Origin of the sequence: Geobacillus sp. C56-T2 (assembly GCF_007829715.1) — a bacterium.
Classification (GTDB): Bacteria; Bacillota; Bacilli; order Bacillales; family Anoxybacillaceae; genus Geobacillus; species Geobacillus icigianus.
The window spans coordinates 2430447-2452876 of the sequence record NZ_VJWB01000001.1; the positions used below are offsets into that span (position 1 = coordinate 2430447).

Below are 22430 nucleotides of genomic sequence, written 5' to 3' on the forward strand. Positions count from 1 at the left end.
CCTCGCTATTCATCGATATACATTACTTGGTTAATTTTTCCTTCCAGCAAAATTTCCTCCGGCAATATCGTTTTAATGACAAATTGTTCGCCGCGGACAATAAGCTGGCCGTTTCGCAGCAACAAGCGGAGCTCTTTATCGCTGAAGGCGAGCAGCCCGCGGTGGTTTTCAATGTAAATATGGATTTGGCCAATCATCGTAATGCGAGGCAAATCCATCATAATGTCGGCGGGAAGCTCGAGCGTTTCCGCCATCCACCGCTTCACCTGCTGGCGCCACCTTTTCACCATCAAAAAAGAACCCCCTTTCATCTCATATGTATGAGACAAAAGGGGGTTCTAGCACCGCTTTTCAAAAACGATGGGCCCGCCTGTCCGGCAAGGCCCATCGCCCATTATGACAACTGTTGTCGCACGAGTTGATTGACGAGCGAACCATCCGCTTTCCCTTTCACCTTCGGCATGATCGCGCTCATCACTTTTCCCATATCCGCTTTCGAAGAAGCGCCGACTTCTTTGATCGTCTCTGCGATCAGTTCGCGGAGCTCCTCTTCCGTCAGCGGCTTCGGCATATACGACTGAACGATTTCAATTTCGGTTTTTGCCTTTTCGACTAGATCTGAACGGCCAGCGTTTTCAAATTCTTGGAGGGAGTCTTTACGCTGTTTCAGTTCACGGGAAAGAACCGTCAGCTCTTCGTCCTCGGACAGCGCGCTTTTGCCGAGCTTGATCGCTTCGTTTTGTAGCGCCGCCTTCAGCATGCGGAGAACGGACAGCTTTTCTTTCTCCTTGCTTTTCATCGCCTGCTTCATATCGTTATTCAAACGATCGAGAAGACTCACCGACTATACACCCTCTTTAATGCGTGCTCTTAGTGCTTGCGCTTTCTCGCCGCTTCAGATTTTTTCTTCCGTCTGACGCTTGGCTTTTCGTAAAATTCACGCTTTCTCACTTCTTGCAAAGTGCCTGTTTTCGAAACGGCACGCTTAAAGCGACGAAGAGCGTCATCGATCGACTCGTTTTTGCGCACGATCGTTTTGGACATCCTGCTTCCCTCCCTCCGAACACCAACCATTGCATATTGTACTTGTCAATTATAATACATGCCGATCGAAAAGGTCAATACAAAAAGCGCGCGGCGTTCGTCTTCCGAAAAAGCGGTCATTGCCGACGGACAAGGCCCATACATATAGGATGAAGGGAGAGAGCGCCGATGGGTCCACTCTTTGTACTGTTGGCTGTTTACACCGCTATTTTTCTTCTCGGCATGTTGATGATGCGGGCGGGGCTTTACACGTTGTCCGGCGACCGAATGAACGAATGGCTGATGCGCTTTACGGCCAAACCTTGGCAATCGTTTCTCACCGGCTTGGCGACAACCGCGCTTGTGCAAAGCAGTTCGGCCGTGATGGTGATGACCGTCGGCCTTGTCGCCACCGGCTACTTATCGTTCCGGCAGTCCATCGGCATCATCTTAGGCAGCAACATCGGTTCGACGCTCACGACGGAGCTGATGACGCTCGATCTCGGCGAGGGCGCCATTCCGCTTCTTTTGGGGGGCGCGCTGCTCGTTTTTCTCGGCCGCCGTCGGTTCCTTTACAGCATCGGCATGGCGGTCGCCGGTCTGGCCGTCTTGCTGTTTGCCATGGACGGTTTTTCAAGCTTGGCGAGGCCGCTGGCCGCCTATCCGTTTGTCAACGTCTGGCTTCAGGAGACGAACCGCTCGACGGCCGCCGGTTTGCTTGTCGGCATCGCCTTGACCGCGCTCGTCCATTCCAGCGCGGCGACGATCGGCATCGCCATGGGGTTTGTAAACGAACAATTGTTGACGCTGCCAGCTGCCATTGCCATTTTGCTTGGCGCGAATATCGGGACGTGCATCACCGGCCTGTTGGCGTCGATCGGAGCCGGCAAGGAGGCGCGGCTGACCGCCTACACCCATCTGTGGCTGAACGTCGCCGGCGTCGCCGTGTTTGCCTTTTTCACCGCGCCGCTCGCCCGCTTCGCCGCTTTGCTCAGCCCGGCCCCGGACGTGCAGCTCGCCCATGTCAGCGTCATGTTTAACGTCATTTGTTCCGTCGCCGCGTTGCCGTTTGCCGGCGCCATTGAGCGGGCTATGATCCATTTGCACGGCAGCCGCCGAGCTTAGTGGCCGACATCGGTGGACGGCGGCGATGTTTCCTTCGAACGAAGCGCCAGGCGGCCGTCGAGCTTAGTAGCCGGCGCCGCCCGTTTGCCCGCGGACAATCGCCACCCCGGAGCTCGTCCCGATGCGCGTCGCCCCGGCTGCGATCATCGCTTCGGCCGTTTCTCGATCGCGCACGCCGCCTGACGCTTTGACGCCCGCTTTGTCACCGACCGTCCGCCGCATGAGCGCCACGTCCTCGACCGTCGCGCCGCCGCCGGAGAATCCGGTCGACGTTTTCACGTAATCGGCCCCCGCCTTCACCGCCAATTGGCAGGCGCGCACTTTTTCTTCATCGGTCAGCAAAGCCGTTTCGATAATCACTTTCACCAGCGCTTTTCCGGCCGCCGCCTCGACGACAGCGCGAATGTCGCGCTCAACAAGCTCAACATCGCCGCTTTTTAACGCGCCGATGTTGATCACCATATCCACCTCGCCGGCGCCGTTTTCGATGGCGTTATTCGTTTCAAACGCTTTTGTTTCCGGCGTTGTCGCCCCCAGCGGAAAACCGATGACGGTGCAAACGCGGACATCGGTGCCGGAAAGCTCGCGCGCCGCCGCTTTCACCCACGCCGGGTTGACACAGACGGAGGCGAAGCCGTATTGTTTCGCTTCGCGGCATAGTTGAATGATTTGTTCTTCCGTCGCCTCTGGCTTGAGCAGCGTATGATCGATCATTTTGGCCATATTCTCTGTCATGGAACATCGCTCCTTTCTCCTGCTACTGCAAAAAATGAAAGGTCTGACGTCTACCATCATACCATGTCGTTGCCATAAAAACTAGCCGCCATCCGTATCGTCTCCCATTTCATCTTCCGGCGAGCTTGTTAGCCTGCTCGAGAGAAATGGACGGAAAAAGATCCATGGGCAGCGGTCCGCCCTCCGCTCAGAGATGAACATCACCGCCTGCGGGCACGGGATTTTTACGGAAAGGTCCATGAGCAGCACGATCCGCCCTCCACCCAAGGATGAAAATCCATGTCAGTTCGCCATTTTCACCGAAAACAAAAACCCAGCCTAAAGGCTGGGAAGTATGAGGCGGACGTGCTTAGCCTAAATCGGCCATTGGGATTAGGAACTTAATTTTACCGATCGGACGGCCTCGTCCGGCACAACGCGGACAAACTCGCCTTCGTTATACGGGTAGCCGGCTTTGGTGATCTTCACTTTCACCAGTTCGCCAATCAGCTCGTCGGACGCTGGAAAACGGACTTTCAAGTAATTATCGGTGTAGCCGACGTACAAGTGCGGCTCTTCTTTGTCACGCTCTTCCGGGATGACTTCAAGCACTTGCCCTTCAAACTGCGAGGCGTATTCTTTCGCCAGCTGGTCGGAAAGGGCGATCAAGCGGCGGACGCGGTCGTGCTTCGTCTCTTCATCAATTTGATCCGGCATGCGCGCCGCCGGCGTGCCGGTCCGCTTCGAATACGGGAAAACGTGAAGCTCGGAAAACCGCTGCTCGCGAATAAAGTTGTACGTCTCCATAAATTCCTCTTCCGTTTCACCAGGGAAGCCGACGATGACATCTGAGGTCACCGCCAGTTCCGGAAACACGTCGCGCAGCCGGGCGAGCCGCTCGGCGTAAAATTCCACCGTATATTTGCGGCGCATCCGCTTCAGCACCGTATTCGACCCCGATTGGAGCGGGATGTGCAAGTGGCGGACGATTTTGTCCGACCGCCGCAAAACTTCGATGACTTCATCGGTCAGCTGGCTCGCCTCGATGGATGAAATGCGGAGCCGCTTCAGCCCCGGCACTTGCTCGTCCAAATCGCGCAACAGCGCGGCAAAATTATAGTCTTTCAGATCGGTGCCATAACCGCCGGTGTGAATGCCGGTCAGCACGATTTCTTTGTAGCCGGCAGCGACGAGCTGGCGCGCCTGACGGATGATCTCCTGCGGGTCGCGTGAGCGCATTAAGCCGCGCGCCCATGGAATGATACAAAACGTGCAAAAGTTGTTGCACCCTTCTTGGATTTTCAGCGACGCCCGCGTCCGGTCGGTGAATTCCGGCACATCCATCTCCTCAAAGACGCGCGTTTTCATGATATTATGGACGGCATTGATCGGCTGCCGTTCGCGCTGAAACTGCTCAATGTACTCTAACATTTTATGGCGGTCTTGCGTCCCGATGACAATATCAACACCCGGAATGGCCATGACCTCAGCCGGCGATGTTTGCGCATAGCAGCCGGTCACGCAAACGACGGCGTCCGGATTGCGGCGCACCGCGCGGCGGATGACTTGACGGCTTTTTTTGTCGCCGGTGTTCGTCACCGTGCACGTATTGATCACATAAACATCGGCGCGGCTTTCAAACTCTTTCCGTTCGTAGCCGGCCTGTTTAAACAGCTGCCAGATCGCTTCCGTTTCATAGTGATTGACTTTGCAGCCCAATGTATGAAAAGCCACTGTTGGCATCGCATTCACCTCACTCTATTCCCCCGCTCGGTCGCAGGGGAGATTTCCGTCGTCCGCGGATCGCTTATCCGCAGGCTACCTTCGCAGCTCCCACTCATAGGAAGCAGCGGCAAGCAAATAAAGCGGCGCCGTCTCCGTCCGCAAAATGCGCGGCCCAAGGCTGCACGGCAAAAAGCCGTGCTGCTCGAGTCGTTCCGCTTCTTCCGCGCTGAATCCTCCCTCCGGCCCAAAGACGGCCAAAAGCGAACCTCCGGGCGCAAGGTCGGTCAAAAGGGCCGGGAGCGAAGCGTGCCGCCCTCGGCGCGCTTCCTCCTCATAAGCGAACAGCCGAACGTCAACCGTTTCGCCAAACGCAACGAGCTCGGCCAACGAAAGCGGCGCCCGCACGTCCGGCACCACGGTTCGCTCGGCCTGTTCAGCCGCCTCTTTCGCGATTTTTTTCCACCGCTCCACCTTTTTCTCCGCTTTTTTGTCCTCCCATTTGACGAGCGAACGAGCGGCAGCAAACGGCAAAAAACCGGCCGCCCCGAGCTCCGTCCCTTTTTGGATGACAAGCTCCCATTTGTCCCCTTTCGGCAGCCCTTGCGCGATATAAATGCGCACCGGCAGTTCACGCCGCTCCTCTTTCCATTGTACAATACGGGCTTGCACTTGCTCATTGGCAATTTGTTCAATCTGGCAAACCGCCGTGCGCCCGTCCGGAAACACGCAGGCAATCGCCGCGCCCGGTTTCATGCGCATGACGCGAGCGATATGATGGGCGTCATCGCCGCTGATCGCAACGATTTCCCCGCGCCGTGCCTGTTCGGAAACGAAATAGCGCTGCAACCGACATCCCTTCTTTGCTTACGGTTTCGTGAAACAACGATCGCAACAAAACGGTTTCGTCGAAGGCCGCCTCCTGTTTGCTTACGGTTTCGCGGCGACCAACGCCACCCAATCTTCCATCACCTTCGTGTCGGCGATCGCAAATCCTAAAGCGAGCAATTCGTTTTGGACCTCTTGTTTTTTCGCCTGAATGATGCCCGAGACGATCAAGCGGCCGCCCGGCTTCAACAGCCGATAGGCGTCGCCGGCAAAGCGCAAAATGATTTCCGCTAAAATGTTGGCGACGATCACGTCAGCCGGTTCCTCGATATGGTCAAGCAAATTGTTTTGTGAGACCGTTACGATATGCTGCACCTTATTGAGCTTCACGTTCAGCCGCGCGCTGTCGACCGCCACCGGATCCAAATCGAGCGCCCGCACCGACCGGGCGCCGAGCATCGCCGCGGCGATGCTTAAAATGCCGGAGCCGGTGCCAACATCAATGACCTCGTCGCCAGGGCGCACGTATTTTTCAAGCGCCTGCAGACACATGACCGTCGTCGGGTGCGTGCCGGTGCCAAACGCCATGCCCGGGTCCATTTCGATAATCAGCTCGTCGTCGGAAGCCGGTTCATACGTCTCCCACGTTGGCACGACCGTAAACTTTTCCGATACTTTGACCGGGTGGTAATGCTTTTTCCACGCCGTCGCCCATTCTTCCTCATTCACTTCGCTCAACGTAATTTTATTTTTGCCAAGGTCAATATCGTATATCCATAAATTGTTAATCGCCTGCTTAATTTGTTCCACCGTTTCGCCAAGAAAGCTGTTGACCGGCAAATATGCCTTAATGATGACCCCTTCTTCCGGATAATCGTCGGGATTGAGCTCAACGATCTCTCCATACCAATCGTCGCGGTCTTTGACGAGATCGTACGAGTCCTCAATGACCACGCCGCCGGCGCCGGCTTCATGCAAAATGTTCGAAATCGCTTCGACCGCTTCGTGCGTCGTATGGATGCTGATTTCTGACCATTTCATCGCGCTTACGCTTCTCCTTTGAACGCCTTTTTGACTTTTTCAAAAAAACGGGCGTGCGGCCCGTCATGCATCGTCTCTCCACCGAGCCGATCAAACTCGCGCAACAGCTGTTTTTGCTTTTCCGTCAACCGCGTCGGCGTCACAACGCGGACGATGACGTGCTGGTCGCCTTGGCCGTAGCCGCGCACGTTCGGCACTCCTTTTCCCTTCAAGCGAAAGCGCGTGCCCGTTTGCGTGCCGGCTGGGATTTTCAGCTTAACGGGGCCATGAAGCGTCGGCACTTCCATTTCATCGCCAAGCGCCGCTTGGGCGAACGACAGCGGCACCTCGCAATAAATATCGTCGCCGTCGCGCTTAAAAAACTCATGCGGTTCGACGCGGAAGACGATGTACAAATCCCCCGGCGGCCCGCCGTTGATCCCCGGCTCCCCTTGACCGGCGACGCGCAGCTGCTGTCCGTCGTCGACACCAGCCGGAATTTTGACGTGAATTTTTTTCCGCCGTTTCACGCGCCCTGTGCCCCCGCACGTTGGGCATTTTTCCGGAATGTAGCGGCCCGTGCCGGCGCAGACCGGGCACGTCCGGCGGTTGACGATGCGGCCAAACGGCGTTGCTTGTTCGCTTGTCACTTGCCCGCTGCCGTGGCAGTGCGGGCACGATTGCGGGCTTGTGCCCGGTTTTGCCCCGCTGCCGCGGCACGTGTCGCACTCCTCTTCTCGGGGAACTTCGATTTCCGTTTCTTTTCCGAACGCCGCTTCCTCAAACGTGAGCGTCATCATATATTCGACGTCGGCTCCTTTGCGCGGCCCGCTCGCCCGCCGGCGCGGACCGGCGCCGAAAAACGTCTCAAAAATATCTTCAAAGCCGCCAAAGCCGCTAAAACCGCCGAAATCAAAGCCGCCGCCTTGGAATCCGCCGCCAAACGTTTCGTTCGGATCGACATGCCCGAATTGGTCGTAGCGGGCCCGCTTTTCATCATCGCTCAGCACTTCGTACGCCTCTTTGATCTCCTTGAACTTCTCGGCGGCGTCCGGCGCTTTGTTAATGTCTGGATGATACTGTTTCGAAAGCTTCCGGTACGCTTTTTTGATCTCGTCTTTCGTCGCGTTTTTGCTGACGCCGAGAATCTCGTAATAGTCGCGCTTCGCCATCGTTGATCATCCACTCCCGATTCATTCACATAAAGGTCATTTTATCATTTCCCTTTGCTTTATGGCAATATGTGAATGCTAGAAAAAAAGTCAAAGCCAAGGCAGGCCTGACTTTGACTTTTCCTTCTTCCCTTATTTATCGTCATTGACTTCTTTAAACTCCGCATCCACGACGTTGTCTTGGTTGGCCGCGCCCGTTTGCGCCTGTTTCGCCGCCTGCTCATACAGCTTGATCGACAGCTGCTGCACCGCTTCTTGCAGCGCTTCTTTTTTCTTGCGAATGTCATCGAGATCGTTTTTCTCGAGCGCCGCCTTCAATGCTTCCTTCGCCGCTTCGGCTTTCTTGATGTCATCGGCGCTCACTTTTCCTTCGACTTCTTTTAACGTTTTGTCAGTCATGAAAAGGAGCTGGTCGGCCTCGTTGCGCAGCTCGGCCGCTTCTTTCCGCTTCCGGTCGGCTTCGGCGTTTTCTTCCGCTTCTTTAATCATGCGCTGAATTTCCTCTTCCGACAAACCGGACGACGATTTGATCGTAATCGATTGCTCTTTGTTCGTTCCTAAATCTTTGGCGCGCACGTGAACGATGCCGTTGGCGTCGATATCGAACGTGACTTCAATTTGCGGCACGCCGCGCGGCGCCGGCGGGATGCCGGTCAGCTGGAAGCGGCCCAGCGTTTTATTGTCGGCCGCCATCGGGCGCTCCCCTTGCAAGACGTGAATGTCAACGGTCGTCTGGTTGTCGGCCGCGGTTGTAAACACTTGCGATTTGCTCGTCGGAATCGTCGTATTCCGCTCGATCAATTTCGTAAACACGCCGCCCATCGTTTCAATGCCGAGCGACAGCGGGGTGACGTCAAGCAGGACGACATCTTTGACCTCGCCGGCGATGACGCCGCCTTGGATCGCCGCACCGATGGCCACAACTTCATCCGGGTTGACGCCTTTGTGCGGCTCTTTGCCAAGCTCGCGCTTAATCGCTTCTTGCACGGCCGGAATGCGCGTCGAACCGCCGACCAAAATGACTTTGTCGATGTCGGCTGGCGTCAAACCGGCGTCTTGCAACGCTTGGCGGACCGGTCCCATCGTCCGCTCGACGAGGTGGGCCGACAATTCTTCAAACTTGGCGCGGGTGAGCGTCGTCTCAAGATGGAGCGGGCCGTTTTCGTTCGCGCTGATAAACGGCAGCGAAATTTGCGTCTGCGTCACGCCGGACAGCTCTTTTTTCGCTTTTTCCGCCGCATCTTTTAAGCGCTGGAGCGCCATTTTGTCTTTGGACAAATCGATGCCGTGCTCTTGCTTGAACTGATTGACCAAATAATCGATGATCACTTGGTCAAAGTCGTCGCCGCCCAAATGGTTGTCGCCGGCGGTCGCCTTCACTTCAAACACGCCGTCGCCAAGCTCCAAAATCGAGACGTCAAACGTCCCGCCGCCCAAGTCGTAGACGAGAATCGTTTGGTCTTCTTCTTTATCTAAACCGTAAGCGAGCGCCGCCGCCGTCGGCTCGTTAATGATGCGTTCGACTTGCAAGCCGGCGATGCGGCCAGCGTCTTTCGTCGCTTGGCGTTGGGCATCGTTGAAATAGGCCGGTACGGTGATAACGGCGCGCGTCACCGGCTCACCTAAATAGTCTTCGGCGTACGATTTCAAGTATTGCAAAATGATGGCTGAAATTTCTTGCGGTGTATATTGCTTTCCTTCAATTTCGACTTTGTAATCCGTGCCCATATGGCGCTTGATCGAGATGATCGTGTTCGGGTTCGTGATCGCTTGCCGTTTGGCGACTTCGCCGACGAGGCGCTCGCCGTTTTTAAACGCCACGACCGATGGGGTCGTGCGGTTTCCTTCCGGGTTCGGAATGACTTTCGCTTCGCCGCCTTCCAACACGGCGACGCAAGAGTTCGTCGTTCCTAAGTCGATACCGATAATTTTGCTCATCGCCTATCACCCTCCGTTTCCGTTTACTGACTCACTTTGACCATGGCGGGGCGCAGCACGCGGTCTTTCAGCCGGTAGCCTTTTTGCAGCTCTTCCACGACCGTGTTCGGCTCATACCCCTCGGCTTCCGCTTGCATGACCGCTTGATGCCAATGGGGATCGAACGGCTTGCCGACCGCTTCGATCGCCTCGACCCCTTCTTTCTTCAAGGCATCGACAAGCGACCGGTACACCATTTCCATTCCTTGCAAAATCGACTTCGCCTGTTCGCTGTCCGCCTCAATGTTCAAGGCGCGTTCAAAGTTGTCGAGAACCGGAAGCAAATCATTGGCCAAACTTTGCGCGCGGTATTTTTCCGCCGCTTCCATCTCTTGGCGCGTCCGACGGCGGAAGTTTTCGAAATCGGCGTACAGGCGGAGATACCGGTTTTCCATCTCGGCCAGTTTCGCTTCCAATTCAGCGATCTGCGCCTTGGCTGCTGCCAGCTCTTCGGCTGTTGGCGCCGTTTCCATCGGTTCCGCCGCTTCCTCCCGATCGGCTTGTTCGCTTTCTTCCTCATGCAAAGCAGCGTTCGATTCTCCGCCAAGCGGCGCGGCGGATTCTTCCTTGCCCGCTCGCTCCCGCTCCGGTTCAGCGTATGTAGCTTGTTCCATGGCTTGTTTTTCTCCTTGTTCCATCGATTTTCACCTCCCTGCCCGGGCCCTTTGCCGGATGTTAGGCAAAAGCGAATTCGTCTCTCCCTATGCCCTTCGATACTCGATGGTCGATCCTTGCGTCTTGATCAACCGTTTGTCGCTCCCCCGGGCCCTTCCTTGTTTATGTATCAATGGCCACAAGGAAAGGATGGATGCGCGATCCATCCGTTATCCAATATGGCCATTCTTATTGGCTTTGATACCATTTCGTCAGCGCGGCCGACAAATCGGAGGCGACGCGGTTTAAGACCGTGATGACGCGCGAATATTCCATGCGCGTCGGCCCTAAAATCGCAATCGCTCCAAGCGGCTCATCGCCGACCGAGTACGTCGCCGTAATCAAGCTGCAGTTTTCCATGCCGCGCAGCTCGTTTTCATGTCCGATCGACACCCGCACCCCTTTTTGGTTTTGCTTGCGGAGCAGGCGGTAAATGTCTTTTTCTTGCTCAATGATGTTCAGAAGCGGGCGCACTTTTTGAATGTCGCTGAACTCCGGCTGGTTGAGCATGTTCGCCTTGCCGGCGAAAAACACTTTTTCGTCTTCGGGAACATCGATCGTCTCAACGAGCGTGTTCAGCACGCTGTCGTAGTTGCGGATGTGCCGGCGCAGGACGTCGGCCACTTCCGTCTCCATTTTCTCTTTCAAATCGACGAGCGGGACGCCGTTTAAGCGCTCGTTGAAAATGTTGATCATTTTTTCGAGATCGCCCGCATCCATGGATGACGGAATCGTCACGACCCGGTTTTCGACATGGCCGGTGTCCGTCACGATGATGGCCACCGCCGTCTGTTCATTGAGCGGGACGATTTGCATCCGCTTCAGCTTGCTTTCTTTAAACGCCGGGCCAAGAGCGATCGATGTATAATTCGTCAAATCGGACAAAATCTGTGCCGACTTTTGCATCAATTTCTCCAGCTCGCAGATGCGCTCAGCGAACACGGAGCGGATTTTTTGCAAGTCCGCTCGCGTCAGCCGCTGCGGCGGCAGCAGATGGTCGACATAGTATCGGTATCCTTTTTCCGACGGCACGCGGCCGGACGAAACGTGCGTTTTTTCGATGTAACCAAGCTCTTCCAAATCCGCCATCTCATTGCGGATCGTCGCTGAGCTGAACGCAATCTGATGCTTTTTCGATAACGTCCGCGAACCGACAGGCTGCCCTGAACGAATGAAATCGTCGATAATCACCTGCAAAATCAACAGTTGGCGGTCCGTTAACAAGTTTCTCACCTCTGTTAGCACTCAAACAATTTGAGTGCTAAATCTATTATTAGGGTAGCAAATCAGCGGGCAAATGTCAATGTTTACATCTCGCCGAGGAACGCGGCGAACACCTCATTGCCGAGCAAGCGGCCGCGCTTGGTCAGGCGGAGGTGACCGTTCGTCTCCTCAAGACGTCCGCATGCGAGCTCGCGGTGAATCGCGGCACCAAACACATCGTCCATCTCGCAACCAAACTTTTGCCGGAAGCGGGCCTTGGATACCCCTTCCGTCTTGCGCAGCCCTAAAAAAAGTTCCTCTTCCATCTGTTCGCGGACGGTGAGGCGGCGCACGGTGCGATGCGGCCATTCGCCGCGCTCGATGGCGGCGATGTAATGCCGAACGGGACCGATGTTCTCACGCCGCACCCCACTTATATAACTATGCGCCCCGGCGCCGATGCCATAGTACTCCTCGTTGTTCCAGTAGGTCAAGTTGTGCCGGCTTTCAAATCCCGGCAAAGCATAGTTGCTGATTTCGTATTGCCGGTAGCCGCCGGCCGGCAGGCGATCCATAGCCGCTTCGTACATTTCCGCTTCCGCTTCTTCGCCGGGAAGACGAAGGCGGCCCTTCCGCCATTCGTTGTAAAACATCGTTTTCGGTTCAACAATCAAAGAATAGACGGAGAGATGAGCCACTTCGAGCGACAGCGCCGCCTCGAGGTCGGCCAAAAACAGCGCCAACGTTTGTCCCGGCAATCCGTACATCAAATCGACGCTGATATTGACAAACCCAGCTTCTCGTGCCATCTCCACCGCCCGAACGACATCTTCACGCCGATGCGTCCGGCCGATGGCATGAAGCAGCTCGGGCTCAAACGTCTGCACTCCGATGCTGAGGCGATTGACGCCGGCAGCGCGCAAAATGGCGAGCTTTTCGCTCGTCAATCCGTCCGGATTCGCTTCGACGGTGAACTCGGCTGTTGGTCGGTCAAACTGAAAATGGCGGTGAATGCTTTCAAACAGGCGGCCGAGCTGCGCCGGTTCAAGCACCGTCGGCGTGCCGCCGCCGATAAACAGCGTTTGGAGCCGGCGGCCAAACTCAGCGGCCGTCCACGCCATTTCCTTGTCCATCGCCCGCAAGTAATCGTCGATCGGTTGGCCGGCGGCGAACACTTTGTTAAAGTCGCAATAATGACAAATATGGGCACAAAAAGGGATGTGAAAATAGGCGGAAATGGCCAATCGTGCTCCTCCTTTCCAACAGCGCGAACGAAACAAGGCTATCCCCCAAGGAGACAGCCTTGTCCGCTTATTTTTTCTGGTCATCGATTTTCAAAACGGCCATAAACGCTTCCTGCGGCACTTCGACCGATCCGATTTGTTTCATCCGCTTCTTTCCTTCTTTTTGTTTCTCAAGCAGCTTCCGCTTCCGCGATACGTCGCCCCCGTAACATTTGGCGAGCACGTTTTTGCGCAGCGCCTTGATCGTCGAACGGGCGATGATTTTGTTGCCGATCGCCGCTTGCACCGGCACTTCAAACTGCTGGCGCGGAATCAAATCTTTCAGCTTTTCCACGATCACTTTGCCGCGCTCGTAGGCGGAATCGCGATGGACGATAAACGACAACGCATCGATTTTTTCACCGTTTAGCAAAATATCCATCTTGACGAGGTTGGACAGCCGATAGCCGATCAATTCATAGTCGAACGACGCGTACCCTTTCGTGTTCGATTTTAAGGCATCGAAAAAGTCGTAGACAATTTCGGAAAGCGGAATATCGTAAATGAGCATGACGCGCTTTTCATCTAAATATTGCATATCGACAAACGTGCCCCGCTTCCCTTGACACAGCTCCATGACCGGCCCCACGTAGTCATTCGGCACCATGATCGTCGCTTTCACGTACGGCTCTTCAATGCGGTCGATTTTTTGCGGATCGGGCATGTTCGTCGGGTTGTCGACGTTAACTTCGGTTCCATCGGTCAAATGCACCTTGTAAACGACGCTCGGCGCGGTCGTGATCAAATCGATATGAAATTCGCGCTCAAGCCGCTCTTGGATGATTTCCATATGAAGCAAGCCGAGAAACCCGCAGCGGAAGCCAAACCCAAGCGCCTGCGACGTCTCCGGCTCAAACTGGAGCGCCGCATCGTTGAGCTGCAGCTTCTCAAGCGCCTCGCGCAAATCGTTGTAGCGCGCCGTATCGATCGGGTACATGCCGCAAAACACCATCGGGTTGAGCTTCCGGTAGCCGGGGAGCGGCTCGGCCGCCGGCCGTTCGGCATCGGTGATCGTATCCCCGACGCGCGTGTCTTTCACGTTTTTAATGGAGGCGGTCAAATAGCCGACATCACCGACCGTCAATTCGTTGACAACTTTTTGCTTCGGGGTGAACACGCCGACTTCCGTCACTTCAAATTCTTTGCCGGTCGACATCATTTTGATGCGCTGGCCTGGCTTCACCGTTCCGTCAACGATGCGGACGTAAGCGACGACGCCGCGATACGGGTCATAAAGCGAATCAAAGATGAGCGCCTTCAGCGGCGCATCCGGATCACCCGAAGGAGCCGGAATTTTCGCGACGATCTTTTCTAAAATCTCCTCGATGCCGATGCCGACTTTGGCCGACGCAAGCACGGCATCAGAGGCGTCAAGGCCGATCACATCCTCAATTTCTTGGCGCACTCGCTCCGGTTCGGCGCTTGGCAAATCGATTTTATTGATCACAGGCAAAATCTCCAAATTATTGTCAATCGCCAAGTACACGTTGGCGAGCGTCTGCGCTTCGATGCCTTGCGCCGCATCGACGACCAAAATCGCCCCTTCACAAGCAGCCAAACTGCGCGATACTTCGTACGTAAAATCGACGTGGCCCGGCGTGTCGATCAAATGGAAAATATACTCTTCGCCATTTTTCGCTTTATATGTCAACTGCACCGCGTTCAATTTAATCGTGATGCCGCGTTCGCGCTCAAGATCCATCATATCGAGCGTCTGCTCGCGCAGCTCGCGCTCTGACAGCGCGCCGGTTTTCTCTAAAATGCGGTCCGCCAGCGTCGATTTTCCGTGGTCGATATGGGCGATAATCGAAAAATTGCGAATCCGTTCTTGCCGCTTCAACCGTTCTTCCCGGTTCATTGTCTCTCACTCCTGCTTCTTCGCAAAACTGCACTAGCTTTGATTATAGCAACAGCGTCAAGAAGATTCAATGGTGAACTGCGCGGACCGCTCGGGATGCTTTCTCCCTAGCCTTGCTTTTTTGCTTCGTTCTCCGTTTGGGCCATCACGCCGGTCGGCGGCAACCGGAAACGAGGCTTCATCGCCATGACGGCAACAAAAAATCCGCTAGGCTTGAGCGAATGCCTTGACGGATGATACAACAAACCGGCCGAGTTACTCCAATACCCGGCCGATGAGGGAAAGAAGCGTGTTCATGAGCGCGGTGGCGGCGTCAGCGAGTTGACGACCAAGCTCGGAAAAAACGTTGAACGATGTCAACTCGCGCATCGTTTCCTGCTTTTTTTGCCAATCGGCCGCGGTGACGGTCTCACCAAACACCGCCGCCTCCACCTCTCCGCTGTCGTTTCGCTTCATTTCAACGACGGACGGAAATGCTGGATCCGCGTAGCCGCGCATCCGCTCCATTCCGTTGTGCGCCTGCTGCATGCCAAACAGCACGCCAAAAAACAACAGAAACAGCATCAATCCAAATTGAATCAGCCATTTCGCCATAGCAACGCCCCTTTACTTTTTCTCGGGCGGGGTCGGCGCTTGAACTTTCTCGGCCTGCCAATAATACTCGCTAAACACATCGGCAAACGCAGCAGCCGAGCGGAACAGTTCGGCAAACGTATTGTCAACGCCGCCGATTTCAATCAATATCGCGTTGCCCGATAAATCTTGATTGAATTTGCCATCGGTGCCGGCCCCTTGCTTCTTGATCACCCCGCGACTCAGCCCCGGGTATTTCTTTTGCATCAAATGGTGCAATTCCGTAGCCAGCTGCAAATTTTTCTCATATTCGGCGTTCTCGCCGCCGACAATAAACGCTACCCGGGCATATGTAGCGCCGTTGATCGTCGTCGTCGTATAGTTGCGCCGGTGGGCATCGCGGTGAATGTCGATCAAATATTGCAAATCGCGGTTTTGTTTCATCGCCGCGACGACCGTTTGCCGCGACATGTCATAGGCTTGGCTGTATTTCATCCCTTTTTTCAGCAGCTCCGCTTCGATGTCGGTTTTGTTCACTTGCGCGCCGATGCCCCGCTTCTCCAACTCTTCCATCAGTTTCTCTCCAACTTTCGTGACATTGACGCTCCGGTGAAACGCCAAATTCGGGTCGGTCACCCCTTTTAAAGCTGGCAAATACGACTCGCGCGTATGAGTGTGATAAATGTAAACGACTTTTCTGCCCTCAGTCGTCTGCCTTGGCGGCGGCAACGGCTTTTCATTCTCCGTCTGCTCGGCTTGCTCAAGCTCTTCGACCGATGCCTGCCGTTCCGCCAGCATCACCTCAAGCGGAGGCGCCGATTCATACGGAATGTTCGTATAATCCGTCCCTTCGCCGGCGATTAAAATTTTGCTGTCATACAGAGCAAAGCCCGGCAGCTCGCTGCCTAGCAAACTGCGCGGATCATCAGGATTGATGCTCGTCGCTAGGCGAAACAGCAGCGACGAATAGTTTGTCCGCCGCCGCTCTTTCGGCAGCAGTTGGGCAAAATACCCGTTTTCCAACGCAAACAAGCGGACGAACGCCTCTTGTGGAAAATGGGCCGCCATATCGTTAATGGACGAGGATGACGGACGATATTCCGGCCGCAGCGACGTGAGCGCCCCGATGAGCATCACCATCATCATGCATCCTACAACGACGAGCATCAACAACTTTTTTAAGCTGGCTCCTGGAACAGCGATCATCACATGTGGCGGGCGCCATCGTTTCATACTTCCACCCTTTCCCGGCTTGTCTCCTCACTTTAACCTATGGCCAAGCAGGGAAAGATAGAACCGCTTTTTCCTACTGCGTGTAAGAACCGACGTTGTCTTGATTCACTTGCCGATGCAGCGCTCTGTTCAAACCGCCGGCCAATACGTTCGCCATATCGCTGATAAACGAATCGACTTCCTTTGGCGTCACCATCAAATTATGGCCGAGCGGGGCGAGCACTTCATAAATCAAGCGCCGCTTTTCCTCATCGCCGAGCGTGCCAACCATGCCGAGAAACGTCGACCGTTCTTGCGGCGACGGCATATCTTGTTCCGTCAGCTTCTTTTTGCGCCCGAACGTCCAGCCGGCCGGGGCGAGAGCGCTTGAAGGCCGCTGACCTTGGCGCATTTCGCGGCCGAAATGTTTCAAAATAAAGTCAATCGTGTCGCTTGTGATCGAGACGGCATCGACAACGGTCGGGACGCCGATCGAAATGACCGGGATGCCGAGCGTCTCGCGGCTCAGCTCTTTGCGCTTGTTGCCGACTCCGGAACCAGGATGAATGCCGGTGTCGGAAATTTGAATCGTTGCGTTGACGCGCTCAATCGAACGGGCGGCCAACGCGTCAATGACAACGACAAAATCCGGCTTCGTTTTTCGGACGACCCCGTCGATGATGTCGCTCGTTTCAATCCCCGTTGTCCCCATCACTCCCGGGGCGAGGGCGCTGACCGGCCGGAACCCTTCGGCGACGCTTTCCGGCTGCAACTGGAACAAATGGCGGGTCACCAGCACGTTTTCCACCGTCAGCGGCCCGAGCGCATCGGGGGTGACGTTTTGGTTGCCAAGCCCAACGATCAGGCAGCTGGCCTCATCCGGAATGCGAAGCCGCTTCAAAAAGGCGCTGAGCTGCTCGGAGAATACGCGCTGCACGCTTTGCTGCAGCTCTTTGTTTTGCTCGCGGATTCCTTGCGCTTCAATCGTCACATAATGGCCCGGCTTTTTTCCGATTGAAGCCGCTCCTTGCTCAGTGACATGCACATGCGACAGTTTGATGCCATCGATCTCTTGGTCGCGGATGATGACCCCTTCGATCGGGGCGCCGCTTTCCTTTTTTTGCTGCAGGCGCTCCTCCACAGCAATCTCATGCGCCTCAATGGCCAAATCGGTGCGCACGGAATACGGACGTAAATCGAGCGGCTGTTCCATGGCGTTCCTCCTCATGCCGTTTTCTTTTATTGTCACCGCAATGAGGCAACGTCATTCACATTTCGTAAAGGATTTTTGCTTGCACACTCTTGCATAATCAACAGGCGTTTGATAGAATAACATTTGTTCTTCCTGCTGTTCACAGCAAAAATTCGCATCGTAACGGAGGTGAATGGATGTGGCTAACATCAAATCGGCAATCAAACGGGCAAAAACGAGCGAAAAACGCCGCGCACACAACGCTTCGATGAAATCGGCGATGCGCACCGCCATTAAAAAGTTTGAGGCGCTCGTCGAACTGAAAGACGTGGAAAAAGCGCGCGAAGCGTTCATTATCGCGTCGAAAAAATTAGACAAAGCCGCAAGCAAAGGCCTTATCCATAAAAACGCCGCCAGCCGGCAAAAATCGCGCTTAGCGAAAAAATTAAACAGCATCCAAGCTTCCTAATGAAAAACGACCTGGCGCCAGGTCGTTTTTTTATAACGCTCTCGCCCGCTCTCATCGCCGGCTGCGTCCCTCTTCCGGCCGGGCGCCCCATCGCATCAGCAAAAGCTCGAGCGCCAGCCGGCGATCCATCGCCCCGCTTTTCACCTGATGATCGACATCAGCCAGATCATTGATCGCTTCTACAAGCTCTTGCTCGGAAAACCGCGCCGCTTGAGCAAGGGCGAGCTTGACGCGAAACGGATGAACGTTAAGCGCGGAGGCGATTTGCGTCTGCCCATACCCCGTTTGCGCGAGCCATTTCACTTGCGACAGCAAGCGGAAATGGGAAGCGAGCAGCGCCAACATTTTGATCGGCTCCTCTTGATGGCCAAGCAAATCGACAAGCGTCCGCAAGGCGCCGGGAATATCGCGCTTCGCCACCTGCTCGACGAGAACAAACACGTTCTCCTCCGGCGTGCGGGCGACGAGCCGCTCCACCGCGTCGGCTTCCACCACCCCACCCGGTCCGGCGAACAGCGCCAACTTTTCCGTTTCGTTCGCCAGCACGGAAAGCTGCGTCCCCGCTCGCCGCAAAAGGACATCGATGGCCTCTTCGCTGATCGACGCGCCTTCGCTCTCGATGCGCCGCCGCACCCAAGCGCGCAGTTCCGCCTCGCCCAGCGAGGAAGCAACGACGACTTCGCAGCGCTCTTTGGCAAGCTTGGTGATTTTTTTTCGCTCATCGAGCTTGTCGTACGGGGCAAAAAAGATGACGATCGAAAACGGAGCCGGCGCGTTGACGTACGCCTCCAGCTTCGCCAAATTATGCTCGATCTCCTTCTCTTTTTCCGACGTAAAAAAATACGGATGCTTCACGACGACCACGCGCCGCTCGCCGAAAAACGGCACCGTTTCCGCCTCCTCGAGCGCCATCTCGACCGGCGTTTCTTCGCAGTCATACACGGCGAAGTTCCACTCTCGCTCCCCTTCATCAAGCGCCGCCTTTACGATCCGCTCATACGTTTCTGTTAATAAAAACGGCTCGCTGCCATATAATAAATAAAGGGGAGAAAACCGTCGTTTTTCAATGTTTCCCCATACGCGTTCCAACATGTTCCCTTCTCCATTCTATCGCAGGATTCCCTGCTAGAAAGATACACCGTTTTTCGCCATTTTACAAGGGAACCGGCGGTCGGAAAAAACCGGTTCCCCTTTATATAAACGCCGGCTGATAAGTCCTAGGACCTTATCGGCCAGCGGGTTATTTTTATGTTTTCCCGGGCGTTGGAAAGTATTTGTGACAACTGTTGTCAAGGAAGGAAACGGGGCGGGCGATGGTAGATTTTTTCCGCGTTTTCGTCTATACTAAATAATGATTGCAAAGAGGAGGGAAAAAGCGATGAACGTCTTTGAAAAGGAAGTGCAAAGCCAGCGGAATGATGCTGTCGATTCCGCCGTTGGATTCATCGTATCGTTCGGCTTTTTCGCGACCATGTTCATCATCGCGACGCTGATCGAATTTTTCGGCCGGTAAAGGGATTGCTTTCTCCAGCAATCCTTTTTTCTCTATCGGCAACCGCCGGATGCGGTTCGCTTTCCCGTTGCGCACTTCATTTTATGGCTTCATCGGTTGAAAGGTTCCACTTTTTTCGCTGTATACATACCGAATGGCCCCGTTTTGGTCCGTCCTCCAGATGATCGCTCCCTGTTGCTTGAGCCGGACAAGCACCTCCCGAGCTGGATGGCCGTAACGGTTGTGACGACCGACCGAAATCAGCGCCACCCGCGGCTTTACCGTCCGCAAAAACGGCTCGGTCGTCGACGTGGCGCTGCCGTGATGGGCGACTTTTAACACATCGGCGCGCAAGTGTGGGTAAGCGCGGACGAGATCTTGCTCCGCTTCCTTCTCAATGTCAGCGGCAAACAGCCACGTCAAGCCGCCAAGGCGGGCGAACAAAACAAGCGAACCGTTATTGTCTTCACGGTTTCCCGCTTCCGGATGCAAAATCGCAAAGGCCGTTCCGCCCTCTTGCCATCGCTGCCCACGTGAGGCAGCCGCAACCGGCACCGAAAACGGACGCGCCATCTGACGAACGGTCGGCAACGCGTGTGGGCTCGTCACGATTTCTTTGACCCGCACGGCCCGCAGCACATCGGGAGCCGCGCCGATATGGTCGGCGTCGTCATGAGTGAGAATCAGCTTGTCGATCGTTCGAATTCCTTTGGCCTTTAAAAACGGCACGACCACATCGCGGCCGACGGAAAACGGACGCGCCCGCTTCCGCCACGGCTCGCGCGCGATGTCTAACGTTCCGCCCGTGTCAAGCAAATAGACCGCTTTTCGACCGGGAAGTTCAATCACCGTACAGTCTCCCTGCCCGACGTCCAGTACGGTTACTTCCCCGTTCGCATTCATATACGGAGCGGCAAACTGCACGGCCAGCGCCGCCGCCACCGCCGCCAATCCCCTTTGCAGCCGGCCGCGCTCCCAAAGGAGAAACGCCGCGACCACTGCGGCGACACACAAGGCCAAACACCATGGATTCGGGCGGCCGAGCACAAGCGTCAGCCCATGATCGGCGGAAAAGAACCGAACGATGGCATTGGTGAAGGCAACGAGGCGGCAAAACAGCCAAACGAATGGAGCAAACGGAACAGCAGCCACGTGCAAAGCCAGCGGCAAGAGGATCCATGAATACAGTGGAACAAACAAGACGTTAAGAACAACACTCCAAACAGAAATTTCGTAAAAGTGATAAAGCAAGAGCGGCAGCGCCGCCAGTTGGGCGACAAGAGCGGTTTGCAGCAGCCGCCCGCCCAGCGAACGAACAGCAGACAGCGCTGGAAAATGAACAAGAAGGGCGAACGTGACGGCAAACGACAGCTGGAAACCGACATCCCACACCATGTACGGATCGAAAACCAACAGCACGAGCGCCGTCCAGCTTAACGCATCAAGCGGGTGAATCGTTCCTTTTTTCCAAGCGACGGCGAGCACGATCATCCCCGTCGCACAAGCGCGCAGCACGGACGGCGAGGCACCGGCGAGCACGGCGTACACCGGAAGCAAGACCAATAGCGCAAGCACGGCCACCTCGCGCGTCATAAACCGGATGGCAAGGGCGAACGCCGCGCTGACGAGCAAGGTGACATGACCGCCGGAAATGGCCAGCAAATGAATAAGCCCGAGCTGCTGGTAACCAGCAAGCACCTCTTCATCGAGCTGGCGGCGCTCGCCATAAATGAGGGCGGCCGCAATGCCGGCGGCTTCCGGCGGAAGATGGGCTTCGATGCGGCGGACGCCCGCCTCGCGCAAGGAAAGAAGCCGTTCAGCGACGGTCGGACGGGCGCGCGCACAAGCGGAACGATCGACAGACTCAGGAAGAAACAGCCAATGAACGCGCTGAAAACGCAAATACCGGCGGTAGTCAAACGCGTACGGATTGCTCGCCGACTGCGGCCGCTCAAGCGTGCCCAAGATGCGGCAAACCGTGCCGGGTGTCAAGTAGGCCTGCAGCGCTTCCTTTTCCGCCCTCGTCCTCATCACATAACGAAGCTGCACGCGCTCGCCGTTGATCTCCACCAATCCTTGCATCCGGTCACCGTCAAAAGCGGGCGGCGCAGTAAAACGGACGTTCAACGTGCGGCGCCCGCCGGACAAAGACGTTTCATTGTCATGGTCCACGATCAGGAAATATGCAAAAAAGAAGAGAGCCGTCAAAAAAGCGGAAAGAAAAACAGGCGGCCGGCGGATGAAAAGAAGAAGGAGATAAACGATGAGGAAACACCATGCTGTGGGGGACGGTGAGGCCGCCGCCACGGCCAAGAGCGCCGCCGCGGCGAGATAGACGGTTTGCCCTCTCATGCTTCGCCTTCACCGCCGGAAAGCAACGCGAACACATCGGTCTTCAGCGGCACTTGCACGAGCCGGACGCCAGCCTGGGCAAACAGTTCCAAAGCATACGGATGGTTTTTGTAGTCTTGGGCGTAATAGACGGCGCGAATGCCGCTTTGAATGATGGCTTTGCAGCACTGCAGGCACGGAAAGTGGGTGACGTACATCTCCGCCCCCTCGGTCGGGACGCCAAACTTGGCGCATTGCAAAATCGCATTCATTTCCGCGTGAATCGTCCGCACACAATGGCCGTCAATGACGTAGCACCCTTCATCGATGCAATGCGCGCCGCCGGCGATCGAACCGTTATATCCGCCGGCGATAATGCGCTTGTCGCGCACAATCGTCGCCCCCACCGCCAGCCGCGTGCACGTGCTGCGCAGCGCCAGCAGATGGCTTTGCGCCATAAAATATTGATCCCACGTAATCCGTTCCATTGATTGTCCCTCCGCTCCTATTCATAGTTTTAGTCTACTTGCCGAACCCCGGGCCCGTCAACGCCGAAAGTAAAACCGTCCGATGCTGACAAGC

23 protein-coding genes are annotated in these 22430 nt (G+C 55.7%); 3 read left to right on the forward strand and 20 right to left on the reverse strand.

The annotated features are described in order from the left end of the window. Nucleotides 1-5: 5 nt before the first annotated feature. The 3 genes from yqfC to rpsU form a co-directional block, all read right to left on the reverse strand. On the reverse strand, nucleotides 6-290 hold the full coding sequence (yqfC, locus tag GC56T2_RS12160; protein ID WP_144975505.1) for a sporulation protein YqfC: 285 nt from the start codon (nucleotides 288-290) through the stop codon (nucleotides 6-8). Nucleotides 291-394: 104 nt separating this feature from the next. Next, nucleotides 395-841, reverse strand: a complete 447-nt coding sequence (locus GC56T2_RS12165; RefSeq protein WP_144975507.1) for a GatB/YqeY domain-containing protein — start codon at nucleotides 839-841, stop codon at nucleotides 395-397. A gap of 29 nt (nucleotides 842-870) precedes the next feature. Further along, nucleotides 871-1044 carry a 30S ribosomal protein S21 gene (gene rpsU / locus GC56T2_RS12170; protein WP_008879912.1) on the reverse strand — a complete coding sequence of 58 codons (174 nt, stop codon included), beginning with the start codon at nucleotides 1042-1044 and terminating at the stop codon, nucleotides 871-873. Between the two features lie 168 nt (nucleotides 1045-1212). Here rpsU and GC56T2_RS12175 point away from each other — a divergent pair, with 168 nt between their 5' ends. Further along, nucleotides 1213-2148 carry a Na/Pi symporter gene (locus tag GC56T2_RS12175; protein WP_144975509.1) on the forward strand — a complete coding sequence of 312 codons (936 nt, stop codon included), beginning with the start codon at nucleotides 1213-1215 and terminating at the stop codon, nucleotides 2146-2148. A gap of 63 nt (nucleotides 2149-2211) precedes the next feature. Here GC56T2_RS12175 and deoC read toward each other — a convergent pair whose 3' ends face one another. The 14 genes from deoC to gpr all read right to left on the reverse strand — a co-directional run bounded on the left by deoC (nucleotide 2212) and on the right by gpr (nucleotide 17577). Next, nucleotides 2212-2883, reverse strand: a complete 672-nt coding sequence (gene deoC, locus GC56T2_RS12180; protein WP_144975511.1) for a deoxyribose-phosphate aldolase — start codon at nucleotides 2881-2883, stop codon at nucleotides 2212-2214. Between the two features lie 81 nt (nucleotides 2884-2964). After that, nucleotides 2965-3132: a hypothetical protein gene (locus GC56T2_RS17835; RefSeq protein ID WP_186440029.1), complete on the reverse strand. Its 168-nt coding sequence runs from the start codon at nucleotides 3130-3132 to the stop codon at nucleotides 2965-2967. 123 nt (nucleotides 3133-3255) lie between these two features. Next, nucleotides 3256-4605 (reverse strand): tRNA (N(6)-L-threonylcarbamoyladenosine(37)-C(2))-methylthiotransferase MtaB, encoded by a 1350-nt coding sequence (gene mtaB, locus GC56T2_RS12185; protein WP_144975513.1) that lies wholly within the window; start codon nucleotides 4603-4605, stop codon nucleotides 3256-3258. A gap of 75 nt (nucleotides 4606-4680) precedes the next feature. Beyond that, a complete protein-coding gene (locus GC56T2_RS12190) occupies nucleotides 4681-5433 on the reverse strand; it encodes a 16S rRNA (uracil(1498)-N(3))-methyltransferase (RefSeq protein ID WP_033018920.1) in 753 nt (250 codons plus the stop codon). 81 nt (nucleotides 5434-5514) lie between these two features. Then, on the reverse strand, nucleotides 5515-6453 hold the full coding sequence (gene prmA, locus GC56T2_RS12195; RefSeq protein ID WP_144975515.1) for a 50S ribosomal protein L11 methyltransferase: 939 nt from the start codon (nucleotides 6451-6453) through the stop codon (nucleotides 5515-5517). 5 nt (nucleotides 6454-6458) lie between these two features. Then, complete coding sequence (dnaJ, locus tag GC56T2_RS12200; protein ID WP_144975517.1) at nucleotides 6459-7604, reverse strand: molecular chaperone DnaJ; 1146 nt, start codon at nucleotides 7602-7604, stop codon at nucleotides 6459-6461. Between the two features lie 132 nt (nucleotides 7605-7736). Beyond that, nucleotides 7737-9542 (reverse strand): molecular chaperone DnaK, encoded by a 1806-nt coding sequence (dnaK, locus tag GC56T2_RS12205; protein WP_144975519.1) that lies wholly within the window; start codon nucleotides 9540-9542, stop codon nucleotides 7737-7739. 23 nt (nucleotides 9543-9565) lie between these two features. Further along, nucleotides 9566-10219, reverse strand: a complete 654-nt coding sequence (gene grpE / locus GC56T2_RS12210; RefSeq protein ID WP_144975521.1) for a nucleotide exchange factor GrpE — start codon at nucleotides 10217-10219, stop codon at nucleotides 9566-9568. Between the two features lie 205 nt (nucleotides 10220-10424). Further along, nucleotides 10425-11459, reverse strand: a complete 1035-nt coding sequence (hrcA, locus tag GC56T2_RS12215) for a heat-inducible transcriptional repressor HrcA (RefSeq protein ID WP_144975523.1) — start codon at nucleotides 11457-11459, stop codon at nucleotides 10425-10427. Nucleotides 11460-11542: 83 nt separating this feature from the next. Next, a complete protein-coding gene (gene hemW / locus GC56T2_RS12220; RefSeq protein WP_144975525.1) occupies nucleotides 11543-12682 on the reverse strand; it encodes a radical SAM family heme chaperone HemW in 1140 nt (379 codons plus the stop codon). 67 nt (nucleotides 12683-12749) lie between these two features. Continuing rightward, a complete protein-coding gene (lepA, locus tag GC56T2_RS12225; RefSeq protein WP_144975527.1) occupies nucleotides 12750-14579 on the reverse strand; it encodes a translation elongation factor 4 in 1830 nt (609 codons plus the stop codon). Between the two features lie 255 nt (nucleotides 14580-14834). Next, on the reverse strand, nucleotides 14835-15173 hold the full coding sequence (locus GC56T2_RS12230) for a DUF3679 domain-containing protein (RefSeq protein ID WP_144975529.1): 339 nt from the start codon (nucleotides 15171-15173) through the stop codon (nucleotides 14835-14837). 12 nt (nucleotides 15174-15185) lie between these two features. Beyond that, nucleotides 15186-16385 (reverse strand): stage II sporulation protein P, encoded by a 1200-nt coding sequence (gene spoIIP, locus GC56T2_RS12235; RefSeq protein WP_144975531.1) that lies wholly within the window; start codon nucleotides 16383-16385, stop codon nucleotides 15186-15188. A 73-nt stretch (nucleotides 16386-16458) separates the two neighbouring features. Further along, the gene (gpr, locus tag GC56T2_RS12240; protein ID WP_144975533.1) at nucleotides 16459-17577 is read right to left on the reverse strand and encodes a GPR endopeptidase; all 1119 of its coding nucleotides are present in this window, start codon (nucleotides 17575-17577) and stop codon (nucleotides 16459-16461) included. A gap of 178 nt (nucleotides 17578-17755) precedes the next feature. Between gpr and rpsT the strand changes: the two genes are divergently transcribed. Beyond that, the gene (rpsT, locus tag GC56T2_RS12245; RefSeq protein ID WP_011231991.1) at nucleotides 17756-18025 is read left to right on the forward strand and encodes a 30S ribosomal protein S20; all 270 of its coding nucleotides are present in this window, start codon (nucleotides 17756-17758) and stop codon (nucleotides 18023-18025) included. 51 nt (nucleotides 18026-18076) lie between these two features. Here the strand turns inward: rpsT and holA are convergent, their stop codons facing one another. Beyond that, nucleotides 18077-19117, reverse strand: coding sequence for a DNA polymerase III subunit delta (gene holA / locus GC56T2_RS12250; protein ID WP_144975535.1), 1041 nt, complete (start codon nucleotides 19115-19117; stop codon nucleotides 18077-18079). Nucleotides 19118-19403: 286 nt separating this feature from the next. On the opposite strand from holA, the gene GC56T2_RS12255 reads away from it, so the two are divergent. After that, nucleotides 19404-19538, forward strand: a complete 135-nt coding sequence (locus tag GC56T2_RS12255) for a YqzM family protein (protein ID WP_011231993.1) — start codon at nucleotides 19404-19406, stop codon at nucleotides 19536-19538. A gap of 81 nt (nucleotides 19539-19619) precedes the next feature. Here GC56T2_RS12255 and GC56T2_RS12260 read toward each other — a convergent pair whose 3' ends face one another. Next, the gene (locus tag GC56T2_RS12260; RefSeq protein ID WP_144975537.1) at nucleotides 19620-21869 is read right to left on the reverse strand and encodes a DNA internalization-related competence protein ComEC/Rec2; all 2250 of its coding nucleotides are present in this window, start codon (nucleotides 21867-21869) and stop codon (nucleotides 19620-19622) included. After that, on the reverse strand, nucleotides 21866-22336 hold the full coding sequence (locus GC56T2_RS12265) for a ComE operon protein 2 (RefSeq protein WP_033018905.1): 471 nt from the start codon (nucleotides 22334-22336) through the stop codon (nucleotides 21866-21868). The genes GC56T2_RS12260 and GC56T2_RS12265 overlap by 4 nt, the downstream gene beginning before the upstream one ends. Between the last annotated feature and the right edge of the window lie 94 nt (nucleotides 22337-22430).